The sequence below is a fragment of the Microbacterium flavescens genome, from assembly GCF_018588945.1.
In the GTDB taxonomy this organism is placed as follows: Bacteria; Actinomycetota; Actinomycetes; order Actinomycetales; family Microbacteriaceae; genus Microbacterium; species Microbacterium flavescens.
Genome location: NZ_JAFIWA010000001.1, coordinates 183493 through 206769, shown reverse-complemented (window position 1 = coordinate 206769; position 23277 = coordinate 183493). Strand labels below are relative to the sequence as shown.

At 68.9% G+C, this 23277-nt stretch carries 22 protein-coding genes and 1 tRNA gene; 10 read left to right on the top strand and 13 right to left on the bottom strand.

Features of this window, described 5'->3' with window-relative positions:
• Window positions 1–30: 30 nt before the first annotated feature.
• Together JX005_RS00935 and JX005_RS00930 are read right to left on the bottom strand one after the other, a co-directional pair.
• The gene (locus JX005_RS00935) at window positions 31–837 is read right to left on the bottom strand and encodes an inositol monophosphatase family protein (RefSeq protein WP_214465511.1); all 807 of its coding nucleotides are present in this window, start codon (window positions 835–837) and stop codon (window positions 31–33) included.
• A gap of 50 nt (window positions 838–887) precedes the next feature.
• Window positions 888–1940 (bottom strand): ScyD/ScyE family protein, encoded by a 1053-nt coding sequence (locus JX005_RS00930; protein WP_214465510.1) that lies wholly within the window; start codon window positions 1938–1940, stop codon window positions 888–890.
• 222 nt (window positions 1941–2162) lie between these two features.
• On the opposite strand from JX005_RS00930, the gene JX005_RS00925 reads away from it, so the two are divergent.
• Window positions 2163–3749 carry a phytoene desaturase family protein gene (locus JX005_RS00925; protein WP_214465509.1) on the top strand — a complete coding sequence of 529 codons (1587 nt, stop codon included), beginning with the start codon at window positions 2163–2165 and terminating at the stop codon, window positions 3747–3749.
• A gap of 36 nt (window positions 3750–3785) precedes the next feature.
• On the opposite strand, the gene JX005_RS00920 is transcribed toward JX005_RS00925, so the two are convergent.
• Window positions 3786–4754, bottom strand: a complete 969-nt coding sequence (locus JX005_RS00920) for a hypothetical protein (RefSeq protein ID WP_214465508.1) — start codon at window positions 4752–4754, stop codon at window positions 3786–3788.
• Between JX005_RS00920 and JX005_RS00915 the strand changes: the two genes are divergently transcribed.
• Window positions 4753–5679, top strand: a complete 927-nt coding sequence (locus JX005_RS00915; RefSeq protein WP_214465507.1) for a GNAT family N-acetyltransferase — start codon at window positions 4753–4755, stop codon at window positions 5677–5679. The genes JX005_RS00920 and JX005_RS00915 overlap by 2 nt on opposite strands.
• 35 nt (window positions 5680–5714) lie before the next feature.
• On the top strand, window positions 5715–6962 hold the full coding sequence (locus JX005_RS00910) for a WD40 repeat domain-containing protein (protein WP_214465506.1): 1248 nt from the start codon (window positions 5715–5717) through the stop codon (window positions 6960–6962).
• Window positions 6963–7084: 122 nt separating this feature from the next.
• Here the strand turns inward: JX005_RS00910 and JX005_RS00905 are convergent.
• The 8 genes from JX005_RS00905 to JX005_RS00870 form a co-directional block, all read right to left on the bottom strand.
• Window positions 7085–7166 (bottom strand) — tRNA-Tyr (locus JX005_RS00905).
• 98 nt (window positions 7167–7264) lie between these two features.
• Window positions 7265–8185 carry a PfkB family carbohydrate kinase gene (locus JX005_RS00900; protein ID WP_214465504.1) on the bottom strand — a complete coding sequence of 307 codons (921 nt, stop codon included), beginning with the start codon at window positions 8183–8185 and terminating at the stop codon, window positions 7265–7267.
• Window positions 8182–8682, bottom strand: a complete 501-nt coding sequence (locus tag JX005_RS00895) for an FBP domain-containing protein (protein WP_214465503.1) — start codon at window positions 8680–8682, stop codon at window positions 8182–8184. Before JX005_RS00895 ends, JX005_RS00900 begins: the two co-directional genes overlap by 4 nt.
• 141 nt (window positions 8683–8823) lie before the next feature.
• Window positions 8824–9732 (bottom strand): bile acid:sodium symporter family protein, encoded by a 909-nt coding sequence (locus JX005_RS00890; RefSeq protein ID WP_214465502.1) that lies wholly within the window; start codon window positions 9730–9732, stop codon window positions 8824–8826.
• Window positions 9733–9795: 63 nt separating this feature from the next.
• Window positions 9796–11775: an alpha-amylase family glycosyl hydrolase gene (locus tag JX005_RS00885; protein WP_214465501.1), complete on the bottom strand. Its 1980-nt coding sequence runs from the start codon at window positions 11773–11775 to the stop codon at window positions 9796–9798.
• 121 nt (window positions 11776–11896) lie between these two features.
• The gene (locus JX005_RS00880; RefSeq protein ID WP_214465500.1) at window positions 11897–12865 is read right to left on the bottom strand and encodes a sugar ABC transporter permease; all 969 of its coding nucleotides are present in this window, start codon (window positions 12863–12865) and stop codon (window positions 11897–11899) included.
• Window positions 12865–14460, bottom strand: a complete 1596-nt coding sequence (locus JX005_RS00875; protein WP_214465499.1) for an ABC transporter permease subunit — start codon at window positions 14458–14460, stop codon at window positions 12865–12867. Before JX005_RS00875 ends, JX005_RS00880 begins: the two co-directional genes overlap by 1 nt.
• Before the next feature lie 94 nt (window positions 14461–14554).
• On the bottom strand, window positions 14555–15799 hold the full coding sequence (locus JX005_RS00870; protein WP_214465498.1) for a sugar ABC transporter substrate-binding protein: 1245 nt from the start codon (window positions 15797–15799) through the stop codon (window positions 14555–14557).
• Between the two features lie 270 nt (window positions 15800–16069).
• Between JX005_RS00870 and JX005_RS00865 the strand changes: the two genes are divergently transcribed.
• From JX005_RS00865 to JX005_RS00845, 5 genes are all read left to right on the top strand, one after another.
• Window positions 16070–16558: a YajQ family cyclic di-GMP-binding protein gene (locus JX005_RS00865; protein WP_214465497.1), complete on the top strand. Its 489-nt coding sequence runs from the start codon at window positions 16070–16072 to the stop codon at window positions 16556–16558.
• Between the two features lie 30 nt (window positions 16559–16588).
• Window positions 16589–18499 carry a heavy metal translocating P-type ATPase gene (locus tag JX005_RS00860; protein WP_214465495.1) on the top strand — a complete coding sequence of 637 codons (1911 nt, stop codon included), beginning with the start codon at window positions 16589–16591 and terminating at the stop codon, window positions 18497–18499.
• Between the two features lie 141 nt (window positions 18500–18640).
• Complete coding sequence (locus JX005_RS00855; protein ID WP_214465493.1) at window positions 18641–19339, top strand: GAF and ANTAR domain-containing protein; 699 nt, start codon at window positions 18641–18643, stop codon at window positions 19337–19339.
• Window positions 19336–20061 carry a GAF and ANTAR domain-containing protein gene (locus JX005_RS00850; protein ID WP_214465491.1) on the top strand — a complete coding sequence of 242 codons (726 nt, stop codon included), beginning with the start codon at window positions 19336–19338 and terminating at the stop codon, window positions 20059–20061. Before JX005_RS00855 ends, JX005_RS00850 begins: the two co-directional genes overlap by 4 nt.
• A gap of 214 nt (window positions 20062–20275) precedes the next feature.
• A complete protein-coding gene (locus JX005_RS00845) occupies window positions 20276–20617 on the top strand; it encodes a DUF7882 family protein (RefSeq protein ID WP_214465489.1) in 342 nt (113 codons plus the stop codon).
• Window positions 20618–20641: 24 nt separating this feature from the next.
• Here the strand turns inward: JX005_RS00845 and JX005_RS00840 are convergent, their stop codons facing one another.
• Window positions 20642–20986 carry a hypothetical protein gene (locus JX005_RS00840; protein WP_214465488.1) on the bottom strand — a complete coding sequence of 115 codons (345 nt, stop codon included), beginning with the start codon at window positions 20984–20986 and terminating at the stop codon, window positions 20642–20644.
• A gap of 166 nt (window positions 20987–21152) precedes the next feature.
• Between JX005_RS00840 and JX005_RS00835 the strand changes: the two genes are divergently transcribed.
• Together JX005_RS00835 and JX005_RS00830 are read left to right on the top strand one after the other, a co-directional pair.
• Window positions 21153–21482: a hypothetical protein gene (locus JX005_RS00835; protein ID WP_214465487.1), complete on the top strand. Its 330-nt coding sequence runs from the start codon at window positions 21153–21155 to the stop codon at window positions 21480–21482.
• 81 nt (window positions 21483–21563) lie between these two features.
• Complete coding sequence (locus JX005_RS00830; RefSeq protein WP_214465486.1) at window positions 21564–22376, top strand: hypothetical protein; 813 nt, start codon at window positions 21564–21566, stop codon at window positions 22374–22376.
• Here the strand turns inward: JX005_RS00830 and JX005_RS00825 are convergent.
• Window positions 22270–23250, bottom strand: coding sequence for an alpha/beta hydrolase (locus tag JX005_RS00825; RefSeq protein ID WP_214465485.1), 981 nt, complete (start codon window positions 23248–23250; stop codon window positions 22270–22272). The genes JX005_RS00830 and JX005_RS00825 overlap by 107 nt on opposite strands.
• Window positions 23251–23277 lie beyond the last annotated feature (27 nt).

The window sequence follows — 23277 nt, the reverse complement described above, 5'->3', positions numbered from 1 at the left end:
CCCGTTTCGTACGGAATCCTTGCGAAACACTCAGGCTGCGTCCGAGAGCGCGGCAGCCACGAGGCGCTCGAAGATGACGGGGGTGGACGCCACGGTCAGGTGCCGCGACCGCTCGGAGTCATCACGGACGAACGTGAACGACCCGCCGGCCTCGGTCACGAGCAGCGAGCCGGCCGCGTGATCCCACGGCGCGAGACCTCGCTCGAAGTAGCCGTCGAGCCGGCCGGACGCCACCCACGCGAAGTCGAGCGAGGCCGCGCCGCCGCGGCGGATGTCGCGCGCCATCGGCATCACGCGACCGACCCGCGCGAGATCGCCGGCATGGGTCGTGGGGTCGTAGCCGAAGCCCGTGGCCAGCAGGGCGCCGGCGGCCGACACCTCCGCGTTCACGGTGAGGGCCTGGCCGTGGAGCCACGCGCCCTCGCCTCGCGCGGCATGGAACAGCTCACCCGACGACGGCGCGAAGACGGCCGCCGCGACCGTCTCCCACTCCCCCGGCACGGGTTCGCCGATCACGGCGCCGATGCTCACCGCGTACGCCGGGATGCCGTACGCGTAGTTGACCGTGCCGTCGATCGGGTCGACGACCCACGTGACGTCGCTCTGCCCCCGCTCGGCGCCGGTCTCCTCGCCGAGGAAGCCGTCACCGGGCCGGGCGTCCGCGAGGCGCGCCCGGATCAGCTTCTCGACCTCGCGGTCCGCCTCCGTCACGATGTCGGCGAGCGCCGTCTTCGTCGCGGCGATGGCGACACCCTCGGACCGACGCTCCCGCGCGAGCTCGCCGGCCTCGCGAGCGATGTCCATGGCCAGCGATTCGAGTTCTTGCGCAAGGGTCATACCCTCACGCTAGCGACCACCCAGGGTCGCGGCATCCGCTCACCCGGCTCTCACCGGCCGCCGCCGCACCCGCGATGATGCTTCCCCTTCGACACGTCGATCTTCCAGACCTCCCCGTCGAGCGTGACGACGAACGCCGTGTCGCGGGAGAAGTCGACGGATGTCGGAAGATCGAGCCCTTCGGCGATGACCGAGAACGTGCCGTTCCGGTTCGCCTTCAGCAGCTCGCCGCTGTCCGGCAGCGCCGGCGAACCGGGCTCCACGTCATCGCCCGGCGAGTCGCCCTGCGACAGCGCATAGAGCCCGCACTTCCCCCATTCGACGTCGACGAGCAGGCTGCCACCCGAGGCGACGTCGCGGGGCTGCGGATTCCGCAGGCCGAACGACACCACCTTGCCGTCCGCCGGAAGGTGCGGCAGCGCGCCGGCCTCGGCCAGGTAGACCTTCGAACCGCGGACGTCCAGCCCGGTGGGAACGATGTTGCCGTACTGCGCCACGAGGCTGATCTCGCCTGAGAGCTTCACCTTCAAGAGGCGGTTCATATGGCCGTCGGTCACGAGGAATCCGCCGCGGGTCTCCTGCATGGCGAACTGCAGGCCCGCGGGCACGAAGTAGTCGAGGTCGGGCGGCGGCGGATTCTCGACGGTCCACGTGCCGAGGTCGGCGATCACGGTGAAGCCGTCGGAGTCGTCGACCCGGTAGATGCCCGCGACATCGTCCGTCGTATTGCCGGGCACTCCGTTGCCCACCAGCGTCACCAGCACGTAGGCCGTCCTGCCGATGAACGCGACGTCGATCGCACCGCCGAGCGGGAGGATCGCGGGCGGCAGGCCGGTGACGAGCGCCGACTTCGCACCCGTTCGAGGATCGATGCGCGTGACCTGGCCGATCACGCCTTCCGTGACGTACAGGGCGCCGTCCGGTCCGATCGTGCTGCCGCTGGCACCCTGCAATCCCGAAGCCAGGAGGGAGGCGGCGGGTTCGTCGCCGCCATGATGCGATCCCCCGGCCACCGCCGTCGCCCCCGCCGCGGGCGCGAGCAGCGTCGTCATCGTCAGGGCCGTCACCACGGCGGCCGTCAGCATCCTTCTCTTGATCCCCATGAGAGCCTCCTGGCCTCGGCATTCGTCAGCGCAGGTCGCCCTGCGGTTCCGACCGTCCTCCGGCAGGCGAGCACGGTCAACGTGCGGCGGCGCCTTTGAGGATCGCCCGTCGGAAAATGAGGGGGTGGGGCCTGCGATCTGAGGGTCGCCGGGCGAGGCATCCGCTCTCTCGATGCGGGGGACAGGCCCGAGTCGCGCACGAGTCCGGGCTAGCGTGGGGGGATGGCCGAGGATGCCCGCGCACACACCCATGACGTCGTGATCGTCGGCGGAGGCCACAACGGCCTCGTCGCCGCCGCCTACCTGGCTCGAGCCGGGCATTCGGTCGTCGTGCTCGAACGCCTCGACCATGTCGGCGGCGCTGCCGTCTCGGAGCGTCCGTGGGCCGGCGTTGACGCCCGGCTCTCGCGCTACTCGTACCTCGTCAGCCTGCTGCCGCAGCGCGTCATCGACGACCTCGGCCTCGACATCCGGCTGAAGCGGCGCAGGTACTCCTCTTACACGCCCGATCCCGGCGACCCGTCGCGCGGCATCCTGATCGATACAGCGGATGCCGCGGCCACCGCGTCCTCGTTCGCCCGCGTCACCGGGAGCACGAGTGAGGCCGATCGCTTCGCCGCGTTCTACGAGCGCCTGGCGCCGGTCGCCCAAGGGCTGTTCCCCACGGTCACCGAGCCACTCCTGCGCGCGGGCTCCGTGCGCAGCCTCATGGGCGACGTGTGGGCCGACCTCGTGGAGCGTCCGCTCGGGGCCCTGCTGCGCTCGTCGTTCGAGACCGACATCACCCGTGGCATCGCGCTGACGGACGGGCTCATCGGCACCTACTCGTCCGCTGACGACGAGAGCCTCCGCCAGAACCGGTGCTTCCTCTACCACGTGATCGGCGGCGGCACCGGCGACTGGGACGTGCCGGTCGGCGGCATGGGAGCGGTCAGCGGTGAGCTCGAGCGCGCGGCGCGAGCGGCGGGAGCCGAACTGCGCACACGTGCCGACGTCACGTCCATCTCGCCCGACGGCGAGGTCGAGGTGGTGCGCGACGGCGAGCGCGCCGAGGTGCTGCGCGGACGCGTCGTGCTGAGCGGCGTCGGACCCGCGGTCCTCGACCGGCTGCTCGGCGGCGCGGGCGAGCCGGCAGCCGACGTGCCCGAGGGCGCCCAGGTCAAGGTGAACATGCTGCTGCGGCGGCTCCCCCGGCTGCGCGACGCGTCCGTCGACCCGGCGGCCGCGTTCGCCGGCACGTTCCACATCAACGAGACGATGACCCAGCTCGACGACGCGCATCGGACGGCGGCGGGTGGCGGCATCCCGGATCCGCTTCCGGCCGAGATCTACTGCCACTCGCTCACCGATCCGTCGATCCTCGGTCCCGAGCTGAAGGCATCGGGCGCGCAGACCCTGACCTTGTTCGGCCTGCAGGTGCCGCATCGGCTGGTGGCAGGGCAGGATCGGGATGCCGCGCGCTCGGCGCTGCTCGCGGCCGCCCAGGCTTCGCTCGACTCCGTGCTGGCCGAGCCGATCGCCGACGTCGTTTTCGAGGCCCCCGATGGGTCGCCCTGCATCGAGGCGCGGACCACGGCCGACCTCGAGGACTCGCTCGGGATGACCGCCGGCGACATCTTCCATGGTCCGCTGTCGTGGCCGTGGGCGAGCGACGATGAGCCGCTCGAGACTCCGGGGCAGCGCTGGGGCGTCGCGACCGCGCACGACCGCATCCTGCTGTGCGGGTCGGGAGCCCGCCGCGGCGGAGCGGTCAGCGGGATCGGCGGCCACAACGCGGCGATGGCCGCGGCGGAGCTGCTGCGGGCCTGATCGGGAGACGCGCCGGCCCGGCCCGCAGCGTCCCGACTACTGGTGCGGCGGAAGCGGCGGCGGGGGCGGGTAGCCCTCGTAGCCGGGCGACTGCGCGGGCGCGGACGGGGCGGACGGGGCGGCGGGCTCCGGCGAGGCGGGTGCCGGCTGCGGCGCAGCCTGGGGGGTACCGAACACGTGCGCTCCCGGAGTCGGGTAGCCCGAGTAGTAGGCGTTCCAGTCGGGCGAGCCGTCGGGCAGCATCGGCAGCGGCGTGATGCCGTCGACGTAGTTCGGCCACGGCAGCAGCTCCTGCTGCGGTGCGCCGGCGGCGGGCGCAGCAGCCGCCGCCAGTGCGCCGTATGGCGGCAGCGCCGCAGCCCGGGGCCGCTTCGGCGCGAACAGCACGTTGACGAGCGGAATGAGGGCCGTGCCCACCGCTGCCAGAATCGCGACGGCGACCACGACGCGCCAGTAGATGTCGGGGAACCAGAGGTACTCGCTCAGCATCAGCGGCAGGATCAGCAGCACGACGAGCGCCACCACCAACACGATCGTGATGATCGCGACGGTGCGGGTGAACGGCGTGTCGTACCGCTGCAGTGCCTTCATGTAGAGGCGCACGTGCAGCAGTGCGAGCTGCAGGATCAGCACGATGAAGAGGAACTGGACGAACCGGGTGAAGCCGTCCCACGAGTAGCGCTCCGGCATCCAGATCAGCACGGCGCCGATCAGGAGGATGAGGATCCAGGTGCCCATGCTCGCGAGCGCGAACCAGGCCGGCCGCCGCGGCGCGAGATGCGCGTCGAGGATGGTGACGCCTGCGAACGCGACGAGCAGGAGGATCGTGAGGAACGCCTTGCCGACGATGTCGTTCTGATCGCCCACCAGCACCCACACGACGCAGACGATCGCCGAGGCGATGAGGGCGCCGATGGCGACCCAGATCGCCGCGCGCAGCAGCGACGAGACAGGCGCGTCAGCCTCCTGCGGGTGGGCCGGGGCGTGGGGATCGGGCACGGTCATGGCGGTCCTCTCTCTCGCGGGGCACTGCGTCCGCACGCTTATCCTGGCACGTTCACGCAAGCCCTTGCTTCGGGACGGATTCGTCTGGACGCTGGTGAGATCGCGGCGATCGGCCGGTTGGACGAGAGACGGCGAGCGTCGCAGCGCGAGCGATCTGGAAGGTGAGCCCGGCATGTGGGTCGAGTGTTTCGAGAACGATGTCCGATTTGACGGCGACACCCTCGAGGAACTCCTCGACAGGTTCCTCGAACACGTGCGTGCAACCCACGACGTGTCCTATCCCGATGAGGAATTGCTGGTGTGGGCGCGCAATTTCGCGGAGGCCTCCGTCCGTGCGGACGGACCGCTCGAGCGGCTTCCGTCGATCGGGCCGATCGAGGTGCATCCCGTCACCGAAGAGCGCATCGACGATTGGCTTCGGTTCTTCGATCGCGATGCCTTTCCAGACAACCCCGACTGGGGGTCGTGCTACTGCCTGCACCCTCACACCGGCGACACGCCCGAGCGGCCGTGGCGCGATGTGCGCGCAGATATGGTTGAGCGGCTACGGTCCGGAGTCACGCTGGGGTATCTCGCGTACGTCGGTGGCCGACCGGCGGGCTGGGTCAACGCATCGCACCGATCGACGTACGCGAAGTACGACGGCATCGATCGCGATGGCCCCTCTCCAGGAACCGTCCTGGGAGTGTCGTGCTTCGTGATCGCTCCGCCGTTCCGACGCCATGGAGTGGCGTCGGCGCTTCTGGACCGCGTCATCCGAGACGGCGAGGCGCGCGGGGCGCGATATATCGAGGGATACCCACGCCGTACGGAGCTCGGCGACGATTCGACGTCTTTCTGCGGGCCGCGGTCGATGTTCGATATTCGCGGTTTCTCCCCCGTCGAGCACCACGACCGATTCACGGTTCTCCGAAAGCCCGTATAGCCACTTGCCTCCGCTAGCGTGCAGGGGGAGGTGCGATGACGACGCTGACAGCCGCTGCCGACACACCGGCCGCGGTGCGGCCGGGACGGCGCGACCCGATCCTGCCCGCGCTGATCGCCGGTGCACTCGGATTCGTCGCAGCCGTCGCTCCCGCGGCGATCGCATCGTTGGCCCCTCCTCCCGCCAGCGACGTCGTGTTTCCTGACGAGGTCGCGACCTACACGTGGTTCACCGCGCACGGCGACCTCGGGGTGGCGGCGTCGGTGATCTACCAGAACGGCATCGGAGTGGAGTTCATGGACTTCCCGCAGGCCGTGGCGCTCGGCGTCGACGGCAGCACGTACCGGCGCATCGGGATCGCGGAGGGGCGTTCGACTCCGACTGACCAGGGCGACCCGGCGGCCATGGTGCTGTCGGCCGATGGGACGTTCGCTGTGATCGCGGGCGCGAACGGTCATGGCAGCGTCGCCGTCCAATCCTTCGTCGACGGGACCACACGAGAGGTTGAGATCGGGGTCGGGCGCAGCGCGGTGCCGTTGAGCATCGCCTCCGACGGCGATCACGTCCTGGTGCTCGTGGGTGATGGTGAGCTGAGCAGGTACACCGATCCGGCAATGAGCGGCACGCTGGCGATGCTCGACCTGTCGACGGGCGACCTGCTCGAGTATTCGCTCGAGCGGGTGACGTCCGCGGCTGTGTCACCGGACGGCAGCCGCGTCGCAGCGCAAACGTCGGAGGGCCCGGTGGTGATGGATGCCGCTGGGCGCGATCTCCGCGAACTCCCTTCTGAACTGAAGGGGCAGGCGTTAGGAGACGACGCCTGGTCGCCCGATGGCACGCGCCTTGTGACACTCGTCCACGAAAGCGAGCGGGTGGATGAACCTGCGGGCAGGAGGCTGACGACCTCCGCGACGATGCAGATCTCCGAGCCCTCGACCGGCGCGACGACGCTGCACCGGCTGGCGGGCGTGGAGTACGCGGCGGCCCTCGGCTGGCGCGACGACGGAACGATCGTGCTGCAGACATACGCCGACGACAACAGCGCGAAGTTCCAGTGGCTGGATGCGGACACGGGCGCCGTTGAGACCTTCTCGACCTACGAATCGGGTTTCACCGGGGCTTCGATCGGCTCCGCCGACCTGGCGCGGGATCTGGTCCCGGAGTGGGTGGTGGAACCGCGCCCTGTCGACCAGGGGTGGACGGCCGGCATCATCGCAGGCACCATGGTCGGGGCCATCGCAGCTTTCGCCGTCTGGATCCTCGCGCGGCGTCGTGCGACCTAGCGCCGCGCGATGCGTCCGTCGTGCCCGCCGGCCCCCCGTCGACCAGGCTCGGTCCCTCTCGCCGGTCGCTTCCCAGTGGCGCGCCGGTTAAACGAAAGAAGCCCCCGCGAAGGGGGCTTCTGTGGCGAGTGAGGGATTCGAACCCCCGAATGCTGAGCAGTCTGATTTACAGTCAGATCCCTTTGGCCGCTTGGGTAACTCGCCAGACGCATCCGTCCGACTTGTACAGACGACCGGAGGCGCGATTACACATCTTACGCTGTCTCACCCACTGCTCGAAATCGGCTCGCGAGCCGGATCGATCAGGTGCCGAGCCGGTCCATATCGAGTGCATTGAGCGCCGCCGGGGTGCGCAGCAGCGCCCCTTCGAAACGGCAGGTCGCGGCCGCGGCATCCATCGCACTCTTCAGCGTCTCGGCCCACTCTTCTTCGATCTGCGGCTCGCGGTCGAGCACCGCCTCGACGGCCGCCGCGAAGGCGGCGTCGCCCGCGCCCATCGTGTCGACGATCCTGCCGGGAAGCGCGGACACCGGGGCGGTCACCACGACATCGCCGCTCTCGAGGGTCGCACCTGCCGCGCCTTCCGTCGCCAGGACGACCGCGACTCCGAGGTCGACCAGACGCTCACGCAGCCAGTCGAGGGGCTGGCGATAGAGCAGCGTCGCGTCGTCCTCGCCGACCTTCACCAGGGTCGCACCGGCGGCGAGCCGCTCGAACCCGCGGACGAAGGCGTCCTCGTCGCGCAGCATGCCGCTGCGGGGGTTCGGGTCGATCGCGACGGGCACCCGCGCTTCCCGCAGCGCATCGGTGAGTTCCGCCGTCTGCTCGGCATCGTCGAAAGCGAAACAGCTGACGACCACGACGGGCGCGTCCGAGATGGCGCTCTTCTCGTCGGCACCGAAGCGGATGCGGCGCTGCTGCGACGCTTCGTTGAAGACGTACTCCGGCTCGCCTCCCCCCGCGCGCACGCTGATGGCACGGGCCGTGCCGAGCGGCGACGGAGTGGCCACGAGGTCGACGCCGTAGTCGCGCAGGTACGACCGAATGTGATCGCCGGCCTCGTCGTCGCCGACCATCGCGAGGAGCGTCGTGGGAACCCCGAGGCGGGACAAACCGACAGCGACGTTGAGCGCAGCTCCTCCGACGAACTCGCGGACACCGTTGTCGTCGCGCAGCTCGTCGATGAGCGCATCGCCCACCACGACCACGCGCCCGGTGGTCATCGCCGGCTCCCGGCGGTCTCGAGCACGCGCTCGACGAACGCCTCTGCACGGCGACGGGTGCCGTCGATCTTCAGGTCCACGCTCGCGCGCACCTCATTCGGAGCGAGCGGAAGCGCGAGCCGGACGTTCTCATGGCACGAGAGGTCGGTGCAGATGTAGGTGCCCACGCTGTCGCCGGCGTGACCGGCATCCCCCGCTTTGCGCGCGGTGAAGAGCGCGACCTGATCAGCCGGCTGCATCGTGTGGCAGAGGTTGCACATCGCCGAACGGGCGCTCGACGTGCCGTCGGCCGCGCGCAGCACCACGCCTCTCGGCTCGCCGTCGACCTCGGCGATCACGTAGCCGCGGCCGCGCGTGCGCGGGTCGCGCCACGCGAGGAAGTCGAGGTGATCCCAGTCGGCCAGCAGGAAGTCGGTCGGCAGGGCGACCAGTCGCAGCTCGTCGGGTGAGGCGTTCACGAACGCGGAACGCACGTCGTCTTCGGTCAGTGGGCGCATGGCACCTCCTCGCGCCCAGTCTACGAACGTGGGGCGATCTCGATACACCCGCTTCGCGGGCACTCGATCAGCGGGAGGTGTGCGCCGCGGGCACTCGATCAGCGGGAGGGGTGCGCCGCGGGCACTCGATCAGCGGGAGGGTCAGCGGGGGGTGGCCGGCTCCGCCGCGTCGTCCACGTCGGCGAGCTCGTCGTCGGACGCACTCCCGCGCTCGCGGATGAGGAAGCCGAAGCCGAACGCGATGAAGAACATCAGCACGCCGTAGACGGCCGCCGGCAGGCTAAGTTCGACCGACCCCAGGACGGTCTGCGCGATGACGATGGCCAGCGTGGCGTTGTGGATGCCGATCTCGAAGGATGCCGCGATCGCCTGTCGCTTGCCGACCTTGAGCAGCCGGGGCACGAGGTAGCCGATGGTGAGGCTGATCAGGCAGAAGACGATCGTGATGATCGACAGCCGTGCGAAGTTCTCGACGAGCAGCGTCCAGTTGGACGCCACCGCGCCGGCGATGACGACGATCAGGATGATGATCGACGCGATGCGCACCGGCTTGTCCATCGCCTTCGCGAACGCGGGCCACAGCCGCCGTACGACCATTCCGATCGCGACCGGAACGAGCACGATCGCGAACACCTCGAGCACCTTCGACCACTGCATGCCCAGCTGGCTGTCGAAGGGGTTGAAGTAGACGATCGCGAAGTTGGTGATGAGGGGCAGAGTCACCACCGAGATCACCGAGTTGACCGCCGTCAGCGAGATGTTCAGGGCGACGTCGCCCCGGAACAGGTGGCTGTACAGGTTCGCGGTGGTGCCGCCGGGCGATGCGGCGAGCATCATCATGCCGACCGCGAGCACCGGTGGCAGCTGGAACGCCAGCACGAGACCGAAGCAGATCGCGGGCAGCAGGATCAGCTGGCAGAGCAGCGCGACGATCACCGCCTTCGGCTGCTTCAGGACACGGGCGAAGTCGCCCAGGGTGAGGCTCAGGCCGAGGCCGAACATGATGATTCCGAGGGCCACGGGCAGGCCTATGGTGGTCAACGCTGACATGGCACTCAGTGTGCCCGATGCCGCGACCCCGTGTCACGCACCTGTGGAATCAGGAACGCCCGGTCAGTCCCCCTCCTTCACGATCTCGGCCGGGGTGTGCTCGTCGGCGCCGACGACCCCGCGCGGGACGTCGGCGGCCTCGTGCACCACCGCCGACACCGGCGCCGGCGCGCTCACGCCGGGCAGGATCCACACCGCGAACGCGGGGCCGTCGGCGGACAGGAGCACCGACCCGTCGTCGGCCACCGCGAGCGTCACGTCGCCGAACGCGGCCTCGGCGGACTCCGCGCCCGGGAGCGCGCCCGCCGGGATCGCGGCATCCGCATCTCCTCGCGTGGCGAGGACGAGCACGCTCTGCTCCGTAGACTCCCGCGCGAACACCACTGTCTCGTCGTCGACGTGAACCCAGCGGAATCCGCCGTCGTGGAGCGCCGGATGGCGGCGTCGCAGCGCGATGAGCTCGCGATAGAGGGCGAGGCGCTCGGCGACCTCGGGGTCGCCTTCGGTCCCCCACGGCATCGGCGTGCGACTGGCCTCGCCGTCGGCTCCGACCAGTCCGAACTCGTCGCCCGCGAACACCACGGGCAGTCCCGGCATCGTGAGCGAGAGGCCGCCCGCGACCGGGACCGTGCCGGGCGCCGCGTTGGTCGCGAAGCGAGCGGTGTCATGGGTGTCCAGGGGCTGCATGTTGCCCAGGCGCACGCGCCACGGGATGCCGGCCGTGAACCGCGTGACGGCCTCGGCGAAGTCGCGCGCCGTGTAGCGCGGGATGCCGCCGATCGGCTGGCCGAAGAACCACGACTCCGTCATCTCGCGGCCCTCGGCGTCGAGATACGGCGTGCCGGTCGGCTCGCTGAGCCATCCCCACACCGGCCGCGTGAACGACGGGTACGTCATCGCCCCGTGCCAGCCGTCGCCCTGCAGGTCGCTCACGGCGTCATTGGTCGACTCGCCCAGCAGGATCGTGTCGGGGTTGATCTCGAGCATGGTCTCGCGCAGCAGTTGCCGAACCTCGGCGTTCAGGTCGACGTCGCCGAGGCGCCCGGTCATGTTCGCCACGTCGATGCGCCAGCCGTCGGCGTTGTACGGCGGCTTCAGCCACTTCGCCACGACCGAGTCCTGGTCCGTGACGAAGCGGCGACGCAGCTCCTCCGACGACCAGTCGAACTTCGGCAGGCTGGCGTACCCGAGCCACGAGACGTACTCGGTGTTCGCGTCGTCGGTGAAGTAGTAGAAGTCCTCCTCGGGCGCCCCCGGGTGCCCGAGAGCCGCCCGGAACCACTCGTGGCTGTCGCCCGAGTGGTTGCTCGTGAGATCGCCGATCACGCGGATGCCGCGGCCATGCGCCTCCTCGACGAGCCGGACGTACGCCGCGTCCCCGCCCAGCAGAGGGTCGACGCGCTCGAAGCTGCCCGCGTCGTAGCGGTGGTTGGACTCGGCCGGGAACACCGGGGTGAGGTAGAGCAGGTTCACGCCCAGCGACACCAGGTGATCGAGCTTGTCGATCAGCCCGGGGAGGTCGCCGCCGTAGAACTGCTGCGAGCGCGCCGGCATCACCGGATCGACCGGGTCGGTCCACTGCGCGGGGATCGCCCACGCCGGCGCGGGGTGCGCATCCGCCTCCGCCGAGCGGGCGAACCGGTCGGGGAACACCTGGTACATCACCGACTCGTTCAGCCACGCCGGCGGTGCCGGATGGGCCACCAGCGCGAAGTCCTCGGCGTCGAGGGTCTCGATGCGGTGCAGGCCGGTCTGATTGAGCCACTCGACGCGGCCGTCGCCGTGCTGCAGCATCCATCGATATCCGTGCCGGCGGTTGCGCACCGTCACCGGCGCATCCCACCACTCCCAGCCGTCCGCGGCACCGGCGGGCGCGGCGTCGGTCCACTCCGGCTCGTGATCGGGGTTCGAGCGGGTGCGCACCGCGGCGAGCGGTCCGTAGCCTGAAGGAACACGCAGCCGCACGGTGACGACCTCGCCGAGGTCGGGAGCGAGGTTCGACACATAGAGCGACGAGCCGTCGTGATGGGGAACAAGGGTCATGACATGCCTTTCGAACGGGTCGGCAGCGCGCGCCGCCGGATGCGACGTGGTTGCACGGCCCGAGGCCATGACAGAGCCCTTGAGTTGTGAGATCCAGGATGCCGCGGTCCGCGGCATCCGTCTACTTCACGCTGCCCGAGACCAGACCGCCGGCGATGTAGCGCTGTGACACGAGGAAGAAGACCATCACCGGCAGGGCGGCGAGCACCGCACCGGCGGCGAAGACGCCCCAGTTCTGAGACATGAAGCCGGAGACCAGCTGGAACAGCCCGATCGCGACGGTCTGCTGCGCCGGGTCGTTGAGGATGACGCTCGCGATGGCGAATTCCCCGATGATGCCGATGAACGTCAGCAGGCCGATGACGACGAGGATCGGCGTGACCAGCGGCAGCATGATCGTGAAGAAGACACGCGCGTGGCCCGCGCCGTCGATCTTGGCGGCCTCGTCGATCGCCGTCGGCACGGTGTTGAAGAACCCGTACATGAGGAACGTGTTCACGCCCAGCGCGCCACCGAGGTAGATCATGATCAGGCCGGCGTGGGTTCCGAGGCCGATGGCCGGGAACACGTCGCTGATCTGGATCATGAGCAGGAAGATCGCCGTGATCGCCAGCAGCTGCGGGAACATCTGCAGCACCAGGAGCGTGGCCAGGCCGAAGCGGCGACCCGTGAAGCGCATGCGCGAGAACGCATATGCGCCCAGCGCGCACAGGAGCACGGTGAAGACGCTCGTGACGACCGCGATGACGAGCGAGTTCGCGTACCACTGCGGGTACGGGAGGTCGGGGTCGGTGAAGAGCCGGATGTAGTTCGTGAAGTCGACCTGCCGGAACAGCTGGTTCGAGCCGGTCAGCGTGCCGATGGGGTTGAGCGACACCGAGAGGATGTACAGCAGCGGGAAGAGCGCGAACACGATCGCCGCCCACGCGACGAGGTGGCGCCAGCCGGTGTCGGCGAACCAGGCGCGGAAGGAGCGTCGGCGGTCGGTCTTGGTGCGGCGTGTCGGCTTCTGGGCGAAGACGGTGATGCCGTCGGCGCCTGAGAGGTCGACGCTCTCGACCTCGCGGACATTCTGGTTGAGATCGCTCATCAGTTCAGGTCCTCCAGTGCCTTGGTCTGCCGGAAGCTGATCACGGCCACGATCGTGACGATGACGAAGATCAGGATGGAGAGGGCCGACGCGAGGCCGAGGTCGCGTCCGCCGCCGCCGCCGAACGCCACCTTGTAGACCATCGTGATCATGATGTCCGTCGCGCCGATGTCGAGCGTCGTGTCGGTGAACCGTGGATTGCCTCGGGTGAGCATGTAGATCACGCCGAAGTTGTTGAAGTTGTAGGCGAACGTCGCGATGAGCAGCGGCGCGACGGCCACGAACAGCAGGGGCATCTTCACGGAGCGGAAGATGCGCCAGGCGCCGGCGCCGTCCATCTTCGCCGCCTCGACGATGTCGTCGGGCAGCGACTGCAGCGCGCCCGTGCAGACGAGGAACATGTAGGCGTAGCCGAGCCACATGTTGACGAAGATGACGCTGAGTCTCGCCAGCCACGGATCGCCGAGCCACGGGATCTGGGCGCCGCCGAGCAGCACCTCGTTGATGAAGCCGAACTCGGTGTTGAGCATGCCCGCCCACACGAGACCGGTGAGGTAGGCCGGGAACGCATACGGGAGGATCACCAGCACGCGGTAGATCTTCTTGCCGCGCAGCGTCGGGTGGTTGAGGACGATCGCGAGGAAGAGACCCAGCGCGAAGCAGACGAGCGTCGAGAGCGCGGCGAAGACGAAGGTCCAGATCGTCACGCGCAGCAGCGGGTCGCGGATCTGCTCGTTCGTGAAGGCGAAGGCGAAGTTGTCCCAGCCGATCACGACTCGCCAGCCCGGCGTGAGGGTCTCGCCGCTCTCGGCGCGGAAGTTGCCCTCGCCGTCATCGGCGAAGACTTCACCGGTGTCGGTGTTGGTGAAGGTGTCTGCGGCCTCGTCGTACTCGAGGCTGGAGGTGAAGACGTAGGCCTTTCGTCCGTCCGATGTGCGGAGCGTGCCATCGTTGATGTCGTCGCTCACCGGCACGTTGAGCGCGAGGACCTCGTCCTGGAAGCGGATGATCTGGTTGAGGTTGAGCTGGTCCCAGCCGTCGGGCGCGCTGGAGGCGTCCTGGAGGGGCTGCTCGTTCGTGCCGAAGGCGGTGCCGCCGCCGGGCTCGGCTACGAGGAGTCCGAACTGGTCGGCCTGCCGGTAGACCTCGACCGTGTACTCGGGCGAGTCGGGCACGCGCTCCTGCGATGTGCGGACGATCTGCTCGATCGCATCCTGCTTGGTGCTGTTGTGCTGGTCGCCGGCGTTGGTGAAGGCGATGTACCCGGTGTAGATGATCACGAAGATCTGGAAGACCGCGAGGAACGCGAGCCCCGGCGCCAAGTACTTGCCCGGCAGGAGTCCGGGGCGCAGGTAGAGGTAGTTCACCCCGGCGACGACCAGGAGCAGCACGCCGGCGGCGATCCAGTCGCCCTTGGCGACGAGCACCCAGACACCGAAGACGGTGAGGGCGTCGATGATCGCGAGCAGCACGACCTTCACGACGAGGGCGACGATTCCCCCGGACGTGAGTCGCCGTGCCGGCTTGTGGAACGGATCGTCGCCCCAGGCACTCGGTGCCGCGGGCTTGGTCGCGGCGGACTTCACATCGGCCATGGAGGGACGCTCCTTCATCGCAGGTCTTCGGGATCAGAGTAGAGAGAAGGCGGGTGGAGCCGTGAGAGGCTCCACCCGCCTGTCACTTCGGCTGTCAGCCGATCTTGGACTGGATGTTGGTCGCGGCGGTCTCCCAGACCTGCGCCGGCTCACCCTCGCCCTTGATCAGCTGGAGCTCTGCATTGCCCCAGTCCGACCACACGGCGCCCATCTCGGGGATGGCGGGCATCGGAGCACCGGTCTGGCCGATCGCGCCGAACGCCTCGACGTCGGGGTCGGCTGCGGCAGCCGTCTCGTAGGCCGCGATCAGTGCCGGCGGGCGACCGCCGACCTCGAACAGGCTCATCTGAGCGTCCTCGGTGCTGAGGTAGTTCACGATGAAGTCGGTCGCCGCGAGAGCGTTCTCCGACTTGCTCGACAGGAAGAAGCCGTTGACGCCCACGAACGGACGGGCCTCCTCGCCACCGGCGCTGGGAAGCGGATCGATGGCGTAGTTGATGCCGGCCTCGGAGATCGCGGGGATGTTCCACGGACCGGTGAGGTAGTACGGCGACTTGCCCGCGATGAAGAACTCACGCGCCTTGTCACCGTCGATGTTGGCGTTGAGGATGCCGTCGGCGCCCCACTGCTTGAGTGCCGTGGCGAACTCGACGCCCGCCTCGTCGCCGAGCACCAGTTGCGACGGGTCGTACGAGCCGTCGGCGTTCTGAGCGAACACCTGCGAGCCGAACGAGGTCTGCAGCGGGTACAGGTGGTACGGGTCACCCTGCTCGGGCGAGAGCCCGACGAGGAACGGGTACTCGGTGGCCGCGGCCTTGCCGTTGGCGATGACCTCGTCGAACGTCTCGACGGGCTCGGCCACGAGGTCGGCGTTGCGGACCAGGGCGACGTTCTCAATCGAGTACGGCACGCCGTAGACCTTGCCGTCGTACGTCATGGCCTGAAGCGCCGCCTCGGCGAAACCGTCGGAGACGTCACCCAGCTCGAGCGGCGCGACGACGCCGGCCGAGACGTACGCGCCGAGCTTGTCGTGGGGGCTGACGATGACGTCGGGGCCCTTGCCGGTCGGAACCTGGCTGATGAAGTCCTGGTCGACCGTGGCGAAGTCCTTGGTGACCAGCTTCACCTCGACGCCGGTCTCCTCGGTGAAGGATGCCGCGACATCCTCGAGCGCGGGCTTGCGCTCGATGTCGACCCAGACGGTGATGGGGGTCGTGTCTGCATTCTCGCTGTCGTCGCCGCCGTTGTCTCCGCCGCCGCTTGCGCAGCCGGAGAGCACGAGCGCGCCGCCCGCGATGAACGCGCTGATCGCGAGCGCGCTCTTCTTGTTCACCTTCATCGGTGTGTGCCTCTCTCAAGTGCTGTTGGGTAAAGACCGGCCCGGGCCGGCGCACTGCACCGTCGAAGGCCGTTCTTCTGCTCGCAGAAAATGCAAGCGCTTACATTGTTATCACGATCGGTCAGAATCGCAACCCGCGATTGAGGCGATCGATACGAGTTCGTAACGTGCGATTAACGCGGATCGTCCGCGAAATGGCGCAATCTGCAAGCGCTTCCAAGCGGTTCCGGGTCTTCGCAGCGCCATGTGCGCGCGGATAGACTTCCCGGTATGGCTGATTCTTCGTTCGACATCGTCAGCAAGGTGGACCACCAGGAGGCGGAGAACGCGCTCAACCAGGCCCGCAAGGAGATCGAGCAGCGTTACGACTTCAAGGGCACCGGCGCCTCCGTCGAGTGGAGCGGCGAGTCCGTCCTCATCAAGGCGAGCACCGAGGAGCGCGCGAAGGCGGTGCTCGATGTCTTCCAGTCCAAGCTCATCAAGCGAGGCATCTCGCTGAAGAGCCTCGAGTCAGGCGAGCCCTTCGCGAGTGGCAAGGAGTTCCGGATCGTCTCGACGATCAAGGACGGCATCTCGTCCGAGAACGCCAAGAAGATCTCGAAGCTCATCCGCGACGAGGGCCCGAAGTCTGTGAAGTCGCAGATCCAGGGGGACGAGCTGCGCGTGCAGTCGAAGAGCCGCGACGATCTCCAGGAGGTCCAGCGCATGCTCAAGGCCGCCGACCTCGACGTCGATCTGCAGTTCGTCAACTACCGATAGCCCGCGCCCGCCCTCGGAAAGGTGAGCCGTATGCGGTTCCTCCGATCCATGTGGGCGTATCCGGTCATCACGGTGACCGTCATCGTGCTGGGAAGCGTCCTCGCACTCGTGGCCGCGGGCGACCTGCTGCTCGCTCGCGGGATAGCGGTCGTCTGGGTCGGCGCGGTCGTGATCTGGACCATCGTCGGCATGGTCCGCGATGTGCTCAAGGGCCAGGTGGGCCTCGACATCCTGGCGGTGGTGGCGATGGTGGCTACCCTGGCGGTGGACGAGTACATCGCATCGCTGATCATCGTGCTGATGCTCTCGGGCGGCGAGGCGCTGGAGGACTTCGCGCAACGGCGTGCCAAGCGCGACCTGACCGCGCTCCTCGACCGTTCGCCCCGGATCGCCCACATCGTCGAACACGCAGGCGACGCCGGCGCACAGGGAGCCGAGGTCGCGGACGTCACGGTCGACGAGGTCGTCGTGGGCGACGTCCTCCTCGTGCGGCCGGCAGAGATCGTCCCCGTGGACGGAGTGCTGCTCTCCGACGACGGCACCTTCGATGAATCCTCCCTCACCGGAGAGAGCCTGCCGGTGAGCAAGACCGTCGGGGACGAGGTGCTCTCCGGCTCCATAAACGGCAGCCGGATCGTGCGCATCCGGGCAGCGCGAGGCAGTGCAGACAGCCAATATCAGCAGATCGTCGCCCTCGTGCGCGCGGCGCAGGACTCTCGCGCACCGGTCGTGCGCCTCGCCGACCGATTCGCGATCCCCTTCACCGCGGTCTCGCTGGTACTGGCGGCTACGGCATGGGCGCTTTCGGGCGATTCCACGCGGTTCGCCGAAGTGCTGGTGCTGGCGACGCCGTGCCCACTGCTCATCGCGGCGCCCGTGGCGTTCCTCGGGGGCCTCTCGCGCGCTGCCAAGGCCGGTGTCGTCATGAAGGGCGGCGCGGTGATCGAGCAGCTGGCCGGGGTGCGATCGGCGGCCTTCGACAAGACGGGCACTCTCACACGCGGAAAGCCGGTGGTGGCGGCGGTGCGCGCCGTCGACGGCTTCCCGCCCGATGAACTCCTGCGACTGTCCGCCTCCGCCGAGCAGTACTCGACGCACGTCCTCGCCGACGGCATCCGGCAGGCCGCGGCCGAGCGAGGCCTCACGCTCCTCGCCGCCGAGGATGCGAGCGAAGTCGCCACGAACGGAGTGACCGCACGACTGGGCGGCCGGACCGTCGTCGTGGGCAAACCCGCCTACGTCTCGTCCATCGCACCCGAGACGCAGCGGACGGAGCTCGCTCCTGGACAGGCCGCGGCCTACGTCGCAGTCGACGGCCGCTACGCGGGAACGATCCTGGTCGCCGACGAACCCCGGCCCGAATCGCGGGCGGTGATCTCGTGGCTGCGGAGCAACGGGGTGGAGCGCATCACGATTCTCACGGGCGACGCAGAACCCACTGCCCGGTCGGTCGCAGATGCTGTCGGCATCGAGGAGATCCACGCGGAGCTGCTCCCGGGTGAGAAAGTGCAGCTCGCGGCCGAGCTCAGCCCGCGGCCCGTGCTGATGGTGGGCGATGGGGTCAACGACGCGCCGGTGCTAGCGGCCGCGGACATCGGCATCGCGATGGGGGCGAAGGGCGCAACCGCGGCAGGGGATGCTGCAGACATCGTGATCCTCGTCGACTCGATCGCCAAGGTGGTCGACGCCATCGCCATCGCCCGGCACACTCTGCGGGTCGCGCTCACCGCGATCTGGATCGGCATCGGGCTGAGCATCGGACTGATGCTCGTCGCCATGACCGGACTCATCCCCGCGGTCGCGGGGGCGCTGGTCCAAGAACTGGTCGACCTGGCGACCATCCTCTACGCGCTGCGAGCGCTGCGGGGGCCCGTCAACGCCCTCCCGCCAGCGACCGAAGCGGTGAGCGGCTCCAGCGTCGGCACTCCGCGCAAGTCGTGAACATCGGCCGGCCGAATGGACCTGGTCGGTGGTCCCGCGCCTACGCTCGGCGATACGATTTCGGTATGGCCACTCCTCACCCGGGGCAGCGATACGCGACCGATTCACCCGCTCCTCACTCGAGTTCTCAGGTCGATACCCATGAGCACTGATATCACCGCCACCCTCGCCGAACTCGAGCAGGCCGCCGGCCGGCCGGAGCGGTTCAGCAGGGTCTTTCTCGAGGTGCTGCCGGTGACGGGTGCATCCGTGTCGACGATCGGCGATGTGCTGGGCAGCGAGACCATCTCGGCGACAGACGATCTCGCCGGCCGCCTCGACGAGTTGCAGTTCGACCTCACCGAGGGTCCGTGCTGGGACGCGATCCGCACGGATTCGGTGATCTCGGAGCCCGACTTCACGGGTAAGGGCGCCCAGCGCTGGCCCACCTTCGGGCGGGCGGTCCCCAGCGGCGAGGTCGCTTCGATGTTCGCCTTCCCTCTCTCCGTCGGCGAGCTCCGGTTCGGTGCGGTCGACCTGTATTGCCGGTCCACGACCACGCTGGATCGGCGACAGAGTGCACTGGCGACGGCCATGACGGAGGTCATCGGCCGGCACGTCCTGCGTGAGGCGCTCGGCCCGGCCGACGGGGGTGCCGCGGCGAGCAAGTACTCGCGACGCATCGTCCACCAGGCCACCGGCATCGTGCTGGCTCAGCTCGACCTCCCGCCGAACGACGCACTGCTGGTCATCCAGGCGCGGGCCTTCTCGACCGGCCAGAGCATGATGGACGTTGCGCAGCAGATCGTCGACGGCGGACTGCGGTTCGATCGCGCCGGTGACGGCGAGGCAACCTCGTGACTTCACTGACCCGCGAGGCGCGCCTCCTCGATCTCTTCGCCACCCTGGCCGACACACTGACCGACGACTACGACGTCGTGGATCTGCTCCAGACTCTCGTGGAATCCTGCAAGGAGCTGCTCCACACCGACGACGCGGGCATCCTCCTGGCTGACGCCGACGGCGATCTCGAGCTCATCGCGTCGACGAGCGAGGCCACGCAGCTCGTCGAGGTGATCCAGCTCGCCGCCGAGGACGGTCCGTGCATCCAGTGCTACCGCACCGGCAAGCCGGTGTCCGTGGTCGACATCGCCGCCTCACACGAGTGGCCGGCCTTCCGCAGCAGCGCGGCCGCCCACGGGTTCGCCGCCATCGACGCCATCCCGATGCGCCTGCGCAACTCCACCATCGGCACGCTGAACCTCCTCCGCTCCGAGCCTGGTGCGCCACTCGCCGAAGACCTGACGGCCGCGCAGGCCCTCGCCGACGTCGCGACCATCGGCATCCTCCACGAGCGAACGGTTCGGGAGGCCGAGACGCTCTCGCAGCAGCTTCAGACAGCGCTCAACAGCCGGGTGACCATCGAGCAGGCCAAGGGCGTCGTGTCGTTCACCGCTGGCGTGCCCGTCGACCAGGCGTTCACGCTGATCCGGCGGTATTCCCGTGCGCATGGGCTGCGTCTGAGCGACGTGTGTGCACGGATCGTGCGTCGGGACCTCAGCATCACCGCCGCCGACGTCTGACACGCTCGCGCGCTGGGAGGCGGCATCCGACTCTCGTTCGCTCACGGGAATCAGCCCATCGGCGCGTTGCTCCCCCGCTCGAAAACTCGCCTGAATACTAGTGTCGTAACGGAGCCTCACCCCCAGACCCCGGGTGAGCCCTACGCGACGACCGGCTGCTCTGGTGGGCCTGAGTCGTCGCGTCCTCCGACCGCGGGTCTGGAGGTGATGCGCGATGGGTCAGCTGTTCTACGACGACTCCCCCGAGCCGATCGAGATCGACGACCGTCTGCTGGCTCACCTCAAGGTCGTGGTCTTCGCCAAGCTCCGGCGTCGAGAGCCCCTCACACTGTCCTGGGCTCACTCGCCGGAGGCCCCGGGAGGAAGCTCCACCCTGTGGGTGCATCCTTCGATCCCGCTCCGCTTCATCTTCGACACGCCGGAACGACCCGAGCTCAATCGCGAATGGCTCAGAGTTCTCGCGGCATCGGCGAACCTGACACACGGCATCCAACTCGCGCGCGACGACGACGACGGCGACGGTGGCTCGCTCAGCGTGCCTCCTGACCAGGGCTGAGGGGCGTCGACCGGCGGAAGCGCCTCAGATCTCGTCTTCCGCTGCCACCAGGTACGACATTTCCTCGGGGCTCAGCGGCGCGTCGCCGCTCGGCGTCAGCCCTCGCGCACGTTCGCGAAGCTCGACCAGCAGATCGTCGTCGTGCAGCTCGTCGTGGTTTCCCGCGTGATGCGCCGCAGCGAGAGGGATGCGCCAGCCGACCGTGAGCCGCACGAGACCGACGCTCCCGTGATCGTCGGTCTGGACATACGGGACGTCGACGACGTCGACGCGCTGCTCGTTGGCCAGCGCGACCCCGAAGCTCAGCACCGCGTCCGCGATGTCCGCCCCGGTGAGGTACGTCCCCGCACCGTTCGACAGCAACTTCACCGAAACCCCCGTCCCCTGTCACATTTCTGTGCCGGGGTCTCGGGCACAGCGCAAGTCTACGCCTCACGCGTCGGGGCGGGGCCAGGCGAAGCGAGCGCCCCGACTGACGGAACGACACTTGTCAACCCCATGGGCGGCGGGTGGACCGCCCGCGCATGCTGGCTCCGTGAAGCACCTCTCCTTCGCTGACAAGACCTTCTTCGTCGACGACGCGACCGCCGACACCATGATCGAGTACGCAGGCGTGCTGGGTGCAGAGAACACCGCAGACACCATCCGGATCCGGGGCATCGGGCCCGACGGCAACGAAGTGGACATGGACTTCGTGCTCAACTCCGCCACCAACCTCATGTCCGAGTCGACGAACTCCGATCTCCAACCGCCCACCAACGAAGAGGCGGTGGCGTATATGCGGGAGCGCATCAGCGTGCTGCGCCTCGGCACGTCGGGCCTGCCGCTCGACGAGGCGGAGTCGCTCGCCGCCGAAGACTTCTGAGCACCCGACCTTCGGCGCCGTACCGCGCCGCCGGCTGATGCACCCTGGCGCCGCCTCCCACCCGGGTGCACAATGGGCGCCATGGCCGTCGACCCGCCCGTCGACCGGGAAGCCGACGACGCCTCACCCGAGCCGCATTCGCCGGAGTCCGACGCTGCGCTCGCGCGACGCGCGCAGATCCTGGCCACTGAGCACTGGGGTCTGCTCGCCGCGCGCGGCACGGCGCAGAGCGAAGTGCTCACCCGGATCACGATCTTCCTGACGCTGGTCTCGGCCGGCCTCCTCACGATCGGGCTGCTCGGGCAGGCCACCGGGTTCGATGACTGGTTCGCGGCCGCCGCGCTCTCGATCCTCGGCTTCCTCGCCCTGGTCGGGCTCATGACGCAGATGCGGGTGTTCAACGTCGCCGAGGAGGACCTCATGTACGTCGTCGCGATGAACCGCCTGCGCGGCGCGTACGTCGACCTCGATCCGAAGGTGGAGCGCTATTTCCTCGCGGCGATCGCCGACGACCAGCCCGGATCCCAGCGCACCTACTCGTTCCTGCGCGCGCGCAGCTTCAGCCACCTGTTCGGCAGCTCGTTCATCCTGATCATCGTGGTGAACGCGTGCGTCGTCGGCCTGCTGATCGGAAGCGTGATCCTGACGGCGGGCGGCACGATCGGCTGGGCCATCGCCGCCGGCGCCATCGCGGGCGCGCTGCTGATAGTCGGCTTCGCGCGCTACGGCTTCTGGACGTACCGCGAGGCTTGGCGCAACCACCGGCCGCTGCGAATCACACCGGATGTCACAGCGCCCGCATCCACCGCTCCAGCGTCCGATACGCCGAGCTACGAGCGTCCGGACGCGACAGGAACACGTCGTGGATCGCGCCGTCGATCCGCCCGATCGTGACGAGCCTGCCGATCCGCGTCGCGCTCTTGGCGATGTCGTCGACGACGATCACCGAGTCCGTCGACGTCATGGTCTCGTTCCAGGCGAGCGGGGGCGTCGAGCGGGTGGACAGCAGCACGAGGGCGGGACACCCGACGTCCACACCCGCGGCGACCCGCCGGTGGCCGTCGAGGATCGCCGCCAGCCAGGCGGGTCGCGTGGGGAACCCGCGCTCCGGTCGCCAGTCGGCCCGATCGAGGGCGAGGGGCAGCACTCCCAGCTCGGTCTGCGCTCGCGTGTAGAAGCCGAGGTCGACGGCCGGCTGATGGCCTCGCGGATCAATCCGGGCGCGGGCGCTCACGAGCGGAGCGATCGCCTGGCGTCCGACCGCCCCGAACTGGAACTCGAGCCAAGGACTGTTGAGCACGAGTGCGCTCGTACGCCCCGGGTGGCGCGCCGCCCACAGCGTCAGGGTGAGCCCGCCGGTCGAGTGGCCGAGGAGCACCAGCCGACGGCGGGGCGCGGCATCCGTCCCATGCCCCATCGCCGCGAGCGCCGCCTCGATGTCGGCGTCGTAGTCGTCGAGCGCATCGATGTAGCCGGGCGCGTCGTCGGGACGCAGGCTTCGGCCGTAACCGTGCAGATCGAGGGCGTGGAAGCGGGCGCCGAGGCCGGTCCAGAATCGGGCGAGGTCGGCCTGGAAGAAGAAGTCCGACCAGCCGTGCACGTAGAGCACGTCGACGTCGCGCAGGGGCTGCAGCACCGCCACGACCGGATTCGGCAGGAGCCGGACGAGCGTCGCCGAGAGCGGTCCGTCCTCATCCTCGACGCCGAGATCGAGCGCGAGCTGCTCGAACGGCTTCCCGAGGACGTCGGTCTGCCACTCGCCCGCCATGACCCGAGCCTATCCAGGCGGGCGGCC